The organism is Curtobacterium sp. MMLR14_002 (assembly GCF_001864975.1).
In the GTDB taxonomy this organism is placed as follows: Bacteria; Actinomycetota; Actinomycetes; order Actinomycetales; family Microbacteriaceae; genus Curtobacterium; species Curtobacterium flaccumfaciens.
In genome coordinates this window covers 1-10398 of record NZ_MJGT01000105.1, presented here as the reverse complement: position 1 = coordinate 10398, position 10398 = coordinate 1, and the positions used below count along the sequence as shown (strand labels likewise).

Here is a 10398-nt window from a genome sequence, read left to right as displayed (position 1 = left end):
GCACCGTGCCTCCCGTTCGTCAGGTGGTCACCGTGGTGACCCGCCGACGCGGATCAGAGCGTGACGAACCGCTGCGACTTCGCGTTCTCGAAACGAGCGGCGACGTTCTCCCAGTCGACGATGTTCCAGACGGCCTTGACGTAGTCCGCCTTGACGTTCAGGTAGTCGAGGTAGAAGGCGTGCTCCCACATGTCGAGCATGAAGATCGGGACGAGGCCGAACGGGATGTTGCCCTGCTGGTCGAAGAGCTGGAACGTGGTGAGCTTCTGGCCCACGGTGTCCCAGGCCAGCACGGACCAGCCGGAGCCCTGGATGCCGTTCGCGACGGCGGCGAACTGCGCCTGGAACTTCTCGAACGAACCGAAGAACTCGTCGATCGCCGCGGCGAGCTCGCCCTCGGGGACCTTCGTGTCCGGGCCGAGGTTGGTCCAGAAGATCGAGTGGTTCACGTGACCACCGAGGTGGAACGCGAGGTCCTTCTCGAGCTTGTTGATCGCGCCGAAGTTGCCGGACTCACGGGCCTCACCGAGCTGCTGCAGCGCGGTGTTGGCACCGGTCACGTAGGCCTGGTGGTGCTTGTCGTGGTGCAGCTGCATGATCTTGCCGCTGATGTGCGGCTCGAGCGCGGCGTAGTCGTACGGCAGTTCCGGCAGGGTGTACTCAGCCATGTGAGGTCCTTTCGATCAGTGGGTTGTGGACGCGGCTCCGCGGCTCACGAGAGCCGGGAACGATCGGTGAGGGAGTGGAATTCCCGGTTGTGGTAGACCAGCGGCTCGCCGCGGTCGGCGCCGACGATGATGTCGAGCACCTCGGCCACGACGACGGTCGAGCTGCCGATGGGCGTCGTCGACAGCGGTCGGCAGCGGAGCGCACTCGCCGCACTCGGCAGGTAGCGATCGCCGGACGGCAACGTGCCCCAGATCGGGTCGTCGGCGGCCGGGCTGCCGGTCGAGGCGAAGCGCTTCGCGAGTGCGACCCCGAGGGAGTCGACCAGGTGCACGACGAACAGCGGCGCACCGAGCACGACCCCGGCCGAGCCGGAGTTCGTCGAGAGCGAGAAGACGAGGACGGGCGGGTCGACGGCGACGCTCGCGACGCTCGAGGCGGTGAGGCCGGTCGGTCCGTCGGGGCCTTCGGCCGTGATGACGGCGACGCCGGCAGGGTGCCCGCGGAAGGCGGACTTGTACGCGTCGGCGATGGTTGCCGGTGCTTCGTCGGGCATGGTGATCGTGGTCGTTCCTTCGGGAGGGGCTGCCGTCACTCGGCGGCTGCCACCCAACGTATGACCTGAACCCTGGTTGAGGTCAACGATTCACAGGTTCGGGCGTGGCCGGGCGCGCCGTGGCGGGCACTTCGTGAGCAGGAATGGTCGGGTCACGCACGGCGACCCGACCATTCCTGCTCACAAAGCGAAGCGGCGCGCGCGAAGCGCAGCGGCGCGCAGCGCAGCGAAGTGCGCGCGCCCGCGCGGCCTCTCAGCGGCGCTTGAGCATGACGAGCGCGCCCGCGGCCGCCACCACCATGAGCACCGCGGCGACGCCCGCCGTGATCGTCACGCCGGAGTCGAAGGCCGCCCGCGCCGACTCGAGCAGCACCTGCCCGGCGCTGCCGCCGAGCTGCCCCGCCGCGGCGACCGCGCCGCCGAGGGTCTCCTGCGCCGCGACGTGCGCCGCCGAGGACAGCCCGTCGGGCACCACGACGTGCGCCCGGTAGGTCGTGGCCAGGATCGTGCCGAGGACCGCGGTCCCGAGCACGGCGCCGATCTCGTACGCCGTCTCGGACATCGCCGACGCCGCACCCGCCTTGTCCGCCGGTGCCGTCGAGATGATGAGGTCGTTCGTCACCGTCTCGGACGCCCCGATCCCGATGCCGAGCAGCACGAACGCGAACGCCAGGGCGGCGATGGAGGCGTGGTGTCCGAGGACCGCGACGAGGGCGTACGCCGCCGCCGAGAACAGCAGCGCGACCGACACGACCCAGCGCGGGGCGACACGCGCCACGATCGGCACGACCGCGAGCCCGGCGACGATGGTCAGGACCGACCCCGGGATGAGGACGACGCCGGATGCGAACGGGTCGAGCCCGGCCACGAGCTGCAGGTGCTGGGCGATGAAGAACAGGAACCCGGTGAGCGAGAACATCGCCGCCAGGTTCATCAGCACGCTGCCGGTGAAGGCCGTGCTGCGGAACAGCCGCAGGTCGAGCATCGGCGTGCGGGACCGCAGCTGGCGACGGACGAACGCGATGCCGCACACGACACCGACGGCGAGCATGGCGATCGCGAGGCCGCGCTCCTCGGGGTGCACGACCGACTTGATGGCCCAGGCGATCGGTGCGAGCGCGCCGAGGGACAGGAACATGCTCGGCAGGTCGACCGGCCCGGGCATCGGGTCGCGGGACTCCGGCACGCAGAACGGCACGCCGACGAGCATGAGCACGAGGATCGGCACCGCGACCAGGAACACGCTGCCCCAGTGGAAGTGTGCGAGCAGCGCGCCGCCGACGAGCGGGCCGAGGGCGTTGCCGGCCGCGAACATGGTCGACCAGACGGCGAGCGCCATCCGCCGCTCCCCCGCGTCCACGAACACGTTGCGGATGATCGAGAGCGTGGCGGGCATGAGCATCGCGCCGAACACGCCCATCGCGATCCGGGCCGCGACGAGCATCCAGGCGTCGGTTGCGAAGGCCGCGGCCACCGAGAACAGTGCGAACCCGGTCGCCCCGATCACCAGGATCCGCCGACGGCCGATGCGGTCACCGATGCTGCCCATCACGACGAGTAGACCGGCGAGCACCAGCGGGTACGCGTCCACGATCCAGAGCTGCGTGGTCGCGTCCGGGTTCAGCGCGCGGCTGATCGACGGCAGCGCGAAGCTCAGGATGGTGTTGTCGACCGAGATGAGCAGGACCGGCAGCATGAGCACGGCGAGCGCGAGGAACCGTCGGGCGCGGCTGCCGGTGACGCGGGTGGCGACGGGGCTGGTGAGCAGTGCGGACACGGCGGACTCCTGGGACTTCGAGCCGGACCAGGTCGACGGCGGGTGGTACGTGGGGCAGACGAGACGGGACGCGGGATGGACACGCGCCCCGTCAGGACTCCGTTAGTGTACCGTCCGGACGGTTTTGGTTGCAAATGCAACTGACGACGGCCGGGAGGCCCGTGCCGGTCCCGCCACGGGCCTTGCGTCGGTCCACTGGTCGCGTCGTCGGGCCTACGCCGATTCGCGGAGCAGCAACCGGTGTCGCACCGTGCGCTCGACGGCCGCGCCCGAGCGCGGCAGCTCGCCCGCGAGCATGCCGAGCGCCAGGTCGAGGGCCTGGCCGGCGACCTCGTCGAGGTCGACGGCCAGCGTGGTGAGCGTCGGCGCGACGAGCGTCCCGAGCGGCAGGCCGTCGACGCCGACCACGCGGACGTCAGCGGGGACGTCGACGCCGGCACGACGACAGGCCGACAGCACGCCGAGCGCCAGCACGTCGTTGAACGCCAGGACCGCATCGACCCGGCGGTGCTCGGCGAGGATCCGTTCGGTCCGTTCGGCACCGGCCTCTGCGGTGGGCGCGGACGCGACGACGAGGTCGGGCAGGTACCCGCGACGCCGGAGTGCCGCGACCATGTGCTCCCCGCGCTGACTCGGCGCGCCGTCGGCGGCGGCGTCGAGCACGACGGGGTGCTTCACCCCGACGTCGACGAGGTGGTCGGCGAGGTCCTCGATCGCGGCGGTCGGGTCGATCCGGACCGCGGCGCGGGTCACCGGCCCCGAGGGGTCGAGCTCGACGACCGGGACCGAGCCGAGCCGTTCGATCCACTCCGGCGCACGGGACCCGAGGTAGCCGATCACGACGTCGGTCTGGGCACCGAGGGACTCCACCATCCGGTCCGAGTCGCTCGCGAGCCCGACGTCGGCGAGCATGACGTTCCACCCGCGGGCGGCGGCCAGGCCGAGCACCGCGGAGGCGAGTGCCGGTGCGTAGGGGTTCCGCAGGTCGTTGACGACGAGCCCGAGCTGGTGGTCGCCACCCGTGACGAGCCCGCGGCCGAACCGTGACGGACGGTAGTCGAGCGCAGCCGCGGCCTGGAGCACGCGGTCCTTGGTCGCCGCGCTGATGCCGGACATGTCGTTCATCGCGCGGGTGACGGTCTGCCGGGACACCCCGGCGGCCGCGGCGACGTCGATGATCGTCGCGCGGCCGCCCGGGGTCAGGCGCGGAGGTCCAGCCATGCCACCTGTTCCGGGGAGAGGTCGACGGAGAGGCCGGTCATGGACGACCGGGCCTCCGCGATCGTACGGGGTCCGAAGAGCGGGAACGTCGGGAACGGCTGGTTGAGCACGTACGCCAGGGCGATCGCCGTCGCGGGGACGCCGAACTGTTCGCCGAGCTCCCGCGCACGCCGGAGCCGCTCGAAGTTGTCGTCCGAGTAGTAGCAGCGGACGAGTTCGGCGTCGCTGGTGTCCTCGGGCGTCGCACGGCCGGTGAAGAATCCGCGGGCCTGCGACGACCACGGCAGCAGCGGGACCTGGCGTTCCTCCAGCCACGCCTTCGATGCCGCATCGGTCGCGTGTTCGCAGCCGTCCCACGGCACGTCGTACGCCTCGGCGAGACCGAAGTGGTTGCTGAGCACCTCGAACCCGTGCTTGCCGTTGGCCCGTGCGTAGGCGTTCGCCTCGTCGAACCGTGCGGGGGTCCAGTTCGAGCCGCCGTAGACGCGGATGCGCCCGGCTCGGCGGTGTTCGTCGAGCACGTCGACGAACTCCCCCACCGGGATGTCGGGGTTGTCGCGGTGCATCATGTAGATGTCCGCGTAGTCGGTGCCCTGGCGCTCGAGGCTCTCGAGCAGCTGCCGGGTGATCGACTCCGGGTCACAGTGCGGGGTGTGGGCGCCCTTCGTGATGACCACCACGTCCTCCCGGATCCCCCGGTTCTGGATCCACCTGCCGAGCCGTCCTTCGAGCACACCGCCGCCGTAGATGTAGCCGGTGTCGAAGACGTTGCCGCCCTGCTCGACGAACAGGTCGAAGATCGCGCTGGCGTGTGCCAGGTCGGGCTGGTTGTCGACGCCCATCACCAGGCGGGACATCCGCTTGCCGACGCCCGGCACCTCGCCGTAGCGCATCGGGTTGCCGTCCTGCACGGTGAGCGGCCGGCCGGACACCGTCGGGATGTCGGCGGTCTCCGCCTCGAACGGGTAGCGCAGGCCGATCGCCGCGCGCCACCTGTCGAGCGTGCGGGCGGTGGCGAGGGTCTCGTCGATGGTCATCTGCGCCGCCTCGACCGAACCGGCACGCAGGGCGTCGGTGGTGGCGTCGGCTTCTCGGGCGTAGGGGTGCTCACCCGCGAACGACAGCGAGCGAGGGGGTTCGTCGACGGTGTGGATCTCGATGGTGGGATCGTCGCCCAGGGTCCACGGGTCGGTGAGCACGATGCGACCGCGCGAGCCGGACACCGACACGGCGTTGTCGTCCTGCACGAAGACGCCGGTCCGGACCGTCGCCGTGATCCCGCCGCGGTAGGTGAGCTGCGCGACCGTCCACTCGTCGACCCCGGTCGGCCCGAGGGTGCCCGTGGCGGTGAGGTCCACGGGCTCGGCGACGGCGACCCCGGTCGCGGCCTGCACGATCGCCGCGGCCATCGTCACCGGGTACCCGCCGACGTCGAGGATCCCGCCGCCGGCGGTGCCGACGTCGAACAGTCGACCGGTGCGCTCGCCCGTCCGGAACGCGAACGAGGCGTCGACGTGGGTCACGTCGCCGATCACGCCGTCGCGGATCAGGTCGAGCAGTGCCGCGGTCTGCGGGTGGAAGCGGTACATGAACGCCTCGACGAGCGGGAGACCGGCCTGGCGTGCAGCGTCCGTGAGCGCCATCGCGGTGCCGTGGTTCACAGCGAGGGGCTTCTCGCACAGGACGGCCTTGCCGGCCTCGAGTGCGGCGAGCACGAGCCGGGCGTGCCCGGTGTGCACGGTCGACACGTAGACGGCGTCCACCCGCGGGTCGGCGAGGACCTCGTCGTAGGTCCCGGCGGTCACATCCGTGAACCCGAACCCGGCGGCCTCGTCGGCGAAGACCTGCGCCCGCTCGGCGGACGAACTGCCGGCCGCGACCAGGACGCCCCCGCTGGCGGGCAGCTGCGAGAGGAAGCGTCGGGCGATGCCGCCGGGGCCGAGGACGGCCCACCCGGGGCGGTCGGTGGTGGTCGAGGTCGGGGTGGTGGCGGTGTTCGCCGTGTGCGCTGACATGCGGATCCTTGTCGTCTCGTGAACCTTCACGGTCGGCTCGACGCTAGCCGGTGCTTGAACGATGAGCAACGGTCCCGCGGCAATTCGTGAGCGTTCACGGCGACCACGGATCAGCTGGCGTCCGCGCCCCCGGGAACTGCTCCTAGACTCTCGGCATGGCCAGTGCCCGCGACCGTGTCCTCGACAGCTTCGTCGCCATCGTGTGTGAGGAAGGCGAGCGTCCCGCCACGCTCGACGCCGTCGCCGCGCGCGCCGGCGTCTCGAAGGGCGGGCTGCTCTACCACTTCGGCTCGAAGGCCGCCCTGGTCGAGGGGCTCTGCGAACGCCTGTCCGACCTGTCCGCGATCGACGTCGAGCGCATGCAGGACGCCGAGGACGGTGCCGCGCGCTACTTCGTCCGCAACTGCCTGTTCGTCGGCAGCGAGCTGGACCTCGCCCTGCTCGCCGCGAGCCGCCTGCAGCAGGCCGGCTACGAAGAGGCCGGACGCACCCTCGACGACACCGAGAACGCCTGGCTCGCCACCCTCGTCGACGCCCTCGGCGACGAGCCGACCGCGCAGGCCGTCAAGCTCCTCGGCGACGGGCTGTACCACCAGGCCTCACTCGGTGCCGCGAGCGAGGTGCGACCGAAGCGGGGCAGCGTCGACATGGAGACCCTGCTCACCGTCGTCGACCGTCTGATCGCGACGCGACCCGGAGCGTGAACCGGCACACCCCCGGCTGGGGATAGACTGGGGAACGATCCACTCGTCGACACCCGGAGGTATCCCGTGGGCCGCGTCATCGCCGCTGTTTTCTCGATCCTGCTGCTGCTGGTGTCGATGTACCTGTTCGGGTTCGCCTTCCAGGTCGAGTCGGGCCAGGCCTTCGTCTTCATGGCCGGCGTGCTCCTGATGAGCCTCTCCTTCTTCCTGCCGATCCACGTGTTCGGCAAGCGCTAGCCAGCAAGCACTGCCGCGAGCCAGCAAGCACCGCCGCTGGCCAGCAAGCGCGGACCAGCAAGCACAGAACGGCCCCGCACCTCACCGGTGCGGGGCCGTTCTGCGTGGAGCGTCAGATCATGAGCCGATCAGACCGGGAGGCGCAGGGACCGCAGCGTCACCGCGGTGCTGATCGCCGCGTGTGCGGCCTCGGCGCCCTTGTCCTCCTTGGAGTCGGGCAGCCCGGCGCGGTCGAGTCCCTGCTGCTCGTCGTCCAGCGTGAGCACACCGAACCCGACGGGCTTGCCGGTGTCGATCGCGACCTGCGTCAGGCCGCTCGTCGCAGCACCCGAGACGTACTCGAAGTGCGGGGTGCCGCCGCGGATGATGACACCGAGCGCGACCGCCGCGTCGAAACCGGCCTCGAGCGCGGTCTTCGCGACCACGGGCAGCTCGAAGCTGCCGGGGACGGGGATGACCTCGGCCGTCGCCCCGAGCCGCTCGACCTCGCGCTGTGCGCCGGCCAGCAGGCCCGCCGCGATCGTGTCGTGCCACTGTCCGGCGATGACGGCCACCCGGATCCCGGTGCCGTCGACCTGGTCGCGGTCCGCCGCGCCTGCTCCGCTCATCGTGTCGTTCCTTCCGTGGGCGCTGCGGTCGCTGCCGCCGCCCGGTCTGCCGCGTCCAGCCACTCGGCGAGCGCGGCGATGGTGATGACGGGCACGCCCTCGCGCGCCCCGAGTGCGACGAGCGCCGGCAGCCGCATCATGCTGCCGTCCTCGTCGACGATCTCGCAGATCGCCGCAGCGGGCCGGAGCCCGGCTGCTGTGACGAGCTCGATCGCTGCTTCGGTGTGCCCGGCGCGCTCACGGACCCCGCCCGGTCGTGCGCGCAGGGGCACCACGTGTCCGGGTCGGTGCAGGTCGTCGCGCACCGAGGTCGGGTCGGCGAGGACCCGCAGCGTACGGGCGCGGTCATGAGCGCTGATGCCGGTGGTCACACCGACGGCGGCGTCGACGGTGACCGTGTAGGCCGTGCCGCGGACGTCCTCGTTGTGCGCCACCATCGGCGGCAGGTCGAGGGCGTCGGCGATCTCGGTGCTGAGCGGCGCGCAGATGAACCCGGACGAGTGCGCGACGGTCCACGCGATCCACTCCGGCGAGGCGAGCTCGGCGGACAGGATGACGTCCCCCTCGTTCTCGCGGTCCTCATCGTCGACGACGATCACCGGGCGCCCGGCGGCGATCGACGCGATCGCGGCCTCGATGCTCGACAACCCGAGTGCCTGCGGGACGGCACCGGCCTCGGCGACCATCACCGGGCCTCCGATCCGACGGTCTCGAGCGACTGCGCCGCGGCGTCGAGCCGCAGCATGCGGCGGACGTGCCGTGCCAGGACGTCGGTCTCGACGTTCACCCGGTCACCCGGCACGCGGAGCCCGAGCGTCGTGGCCTCGAGCGTCTCGGGGATCAGGCTCACCTCGAACCAGGCCGCGTCGGGCGCGGTGTCCTCGGGTGAGACCGCGCTGACCGTGAGCGAGACGCCGTCGAGCGCGATCGAGCCCTTGTCGACCACGAGCGGGCTGAGCGCCGGCGCGAGCGAGAACCGCACGCGTCGCCAGCCGTCACCGTCTGCCGTCTCGAGCACCGTGGCGGTGCCGTCGATGTGGCCCTGCACGATGTGCCCGCCCAGGCGGTCACCCACCGAGGCGGCGCGCTCGAGGTTCAGGCGGTCCCCCACCCGGAGTGCACCGTGGGCGCTCATGTCGAGGGTCTGCTTCATGACGAAGGCGGTGAAGGTCTCGGGGGTCTGCTCGACGACGGTCAGGCAGACACCACTCGTCGCGATCGAGTCGCCGTGCCGGGCGTCCTGCACGACGACGGGGCCGTGGACGGTGAGCGCGACGGAGTCGCCCTGCTGCTCGACGGCGGTGACGGTGCCGAGTTCCTCGATGATGCCGGTGAACACTGGTGTCCTCTCAACGGGACTCCGGGGGCGTTCGACGATCGTCGGCATCGACGGACGGGTCGCACCCCACGGGTCGTGGGGTCGTCCTGTCCGCCCAGCGCGCCTCCCATCCGGACTTTCACCGTCGGTCCCGGAATCCCACCGGGTCAACCTCTGTCGGGTTCGCACCCGTCATCAGTTCGTGGACTGTCACCACCGGCTCGGAATTACACCGACCCCGGAGCGCTTGCGTAGTCGGAACGATACCCCAGGCCGCTGAAGGCCGCGCGACGCTGGCCGCGCCGTCGTAACCGGGCGTCTCGCCGGGCACGGTGAGCACGTGGCACCCGCGGTGTCCGGCGTCCGCGTCCGGTGTCCGGCGTCCGGCGTCCGCACTGCGACGATGCACGAGTCGATCGACGAGCGGTCCGTCGGAACATGCACACGCATCCGATGCGCCGACATGTTCCGACAGGACATCCGTCGATCCTCCGGTGTTCTGTCGTGGAACGCGCACGCCCCTCCGGGCACGGTGACGAGGGGCGCCACGGTGTGACGCCCCTCGATCACCTGCCGGTCAGTGCCGGCGACGGAGCACGAGCGTGCCCGCTCCGGCGAGGAGCAGCAGGAGCGCGAACCCGGCGGGCAGGACCGGCGAGCCGGCTCCCGTGTAGGCGAGCTCCGGCTGGCCGTCACCGGCCGCGGCTGCTACCGCGACGGTCCCGGCGCTGGTGCGGACCCCGCTGGTGGCAGCGGTCGTGGTGGTCACCACACCCGCAGTGGAGGCCCGGGTCGGCTCGACGACGTCGACCACGCCCACCGGGGTGGTCACCGTACCGGGCGTGGTGCCGGTGTCGATGCCCGTCCCGTCGGTGGGGACGGTGCCGGGGTCGGTGCCGGGGTCCGTACCGGGGTCGGTGCCGGGGTCCGTACCGGGGTCGGTGCCCGGGTCGGTGCCGGGGTCCGTGCCCGGGTCCGTCCCGGGGTCGGTCCCGGGGTTCGTGCCGGTGCCGGGGGTGGTGCTGGTGCCGTCACCGACGATGCCGATCCCGTTGCCGCCGATCGTGATCGGCAGGCTGATCACCGGGGTGACCTGGGTGCCGGAGAGCAAGCCGCCGTCGCCGGAGGTCGAACCGCCGGTCGTCGGGGTCGTGGTGCCGGTGGCCGGAGCCGTGGCGCCGCCGGTGCTCGTGCCGTCACCGAGGACACCGATGCCGTTGCCACCGATCGTCACCGGGACGTCGACCACCGGGGACACCTGCGTGCCCGAAGCCGTGCCGTCCGAACCCGAGGTCG

10 protein-coding genes, 1 pseudogene and 1 riboswitch are annotated in these 10398 nt (G+C 71.5%); of the genes and pseudogenes, 2 read left to right on the top strand and 9 right to left on the bottom strand.

Translation table 11 applies throughout. From position 1 onward, the window contains the following. Positions 1-53 precede the first annotated feature (53 nt). The 5 genes from BIU91_RS16200 to BIU91_RS16180 all read right to left on the bottom strand — a co-directional run bounded on the left by BIU91_RS16200 (position 54) and on the right by BIU91_RS16180 (position 6235). Positions 54-668: a superoxide dismutase gene (locus tag BIU91_RS16200; protein WP_027466323.1), complete on the bottom strand. Its 615-nt coding sequence runs from the start codon at positions 666-668 to the stop codon at positions 54-56. A gap of 44 nt (positions 669-712) precedes the next feature. Further along, entirely contained in the window at positions 713-1222 is a 510-nt protein-coding gene (locus BIU91_RS16195; RefSeq protein WP_027466322.1) for a flavin reductase family protein, read from the bottom strand. 253 nt (positions 1223-1475) lie between these two features. Continuing rightward, complete coding sequence (locus BIU91_RS16190) at positions 1476-2999, bottom strand: MFS transporter (RefSeq protein WP_027466321.1); 1524 nt, start codon at positions 2997-2999, stop codon at positions 1476-1478. 213 nt (positions 3000-3212) lie between these two features. Then, positions 3213-4220, bottom strand: a complete 1008-nt coding sequence (locus tag BIU91_RS16185; RefSeq protein ID WP_071406285.1) for a LacI family DNA-binding transcriptional regulator — start codon at positions 4218-4220, stop codon at positions 3213-3215. Continuing rightward, positions 4199-6235 carry an aldo/keto reductase gene (locus tag BIU91_RS16180; RefSeq protein WP_071406284.1) on the bottom strand — a complete coding sequence of 679 codons (2037 nt, stop codon included), beginning with the start codon at positions 6233-6235 and terminating at the stop codon, positions 4199-4201. Before BIU91_RS16180 ends, BIU91_RS16185 begins: the two co-directional genes overlap by 22 nt. 155 nt (positions 6236-6390) lie before the next feature. Between BIU91_RS16180 and BIU91_RS16175 the strand changes: the two genes are divergently transcribed. Next, positions 6391-6939, top strand: coding sequence for a TetR/AcrR family transcriptional regulator (locus BIU91_RS16175; protein ID WP_071406283.1), 549 nt, complete (start codon positions 6391-6393; stop codon positions 6937-6939). A gap of 66 nt (positions 6940-7005) precedes the next feature. Next, positions 7006-7176, top strand: coding sequence for a hypothetical protein (locus tag BIU91_RS19045; RefSeq protein WP_017888559.1), 171 nt, complete (start codon positions 7006-7008; stop codon positions 7174-7176). Positions 7177-7304: 128 nt separating this feature from the next. On the opposite strand, the gene ribH is transcribed toward BIU91_RS19045, so the two are convergent. The 4 genes and pseudogenes from ribH to BIU91_RS19040 form a co-directional block, all read right to left on the bottom strand. Further along, complete coding sequence (gene ribH / locus BIU91_RS16170; protein ID WP_071406282.1) at positions 7305-7784, bottom strand: 6,7-dimethyl-8-ribityllumazine synthase; 480 nt, start codon at positions 7782-7784, stop codon at positions 7305-7307. Continuing rightward, positions 7781-8470, bottom strand: coding sequence for a 3,4-dihydroxy-2-butanone-4-phosphate synthase (ribB, locus tag BIU91_RS16165; RefSeq protein WP_084741376.1), 690 nt, complete (start codon positions 8468-8470; stop codon positions 7781-7783). The genes ribH and ribB overlap by 4 nt, the downstream gene beginning before the upstream one ends. Then, positions 8470-9123, bottom strand: a complete 654-nt coding sequence (locus BIU91_RS16160) for a riboflavin synthase (protein WP_071247477.1) — start codon at positions 9121-9123, stop codon at positions 8470-8472. The genes ribB and BIU91_RS16160 overlap by 1 nt, the downstream gene beginning before the upstream one ends. A 94-nt stretch (positions 9124-9217) precedes the next feature. Beyond that, positions 9218-9352: riboswitch (FMN riboswitch) on the bottom strand. Positions 9353-9679: 327 nt separating this feature from the next. Then, positions 9680-10398: pseudogene (locus BIU91_RS19040) on the bottom strand (hypothetical protein); the annotation flags it as partial.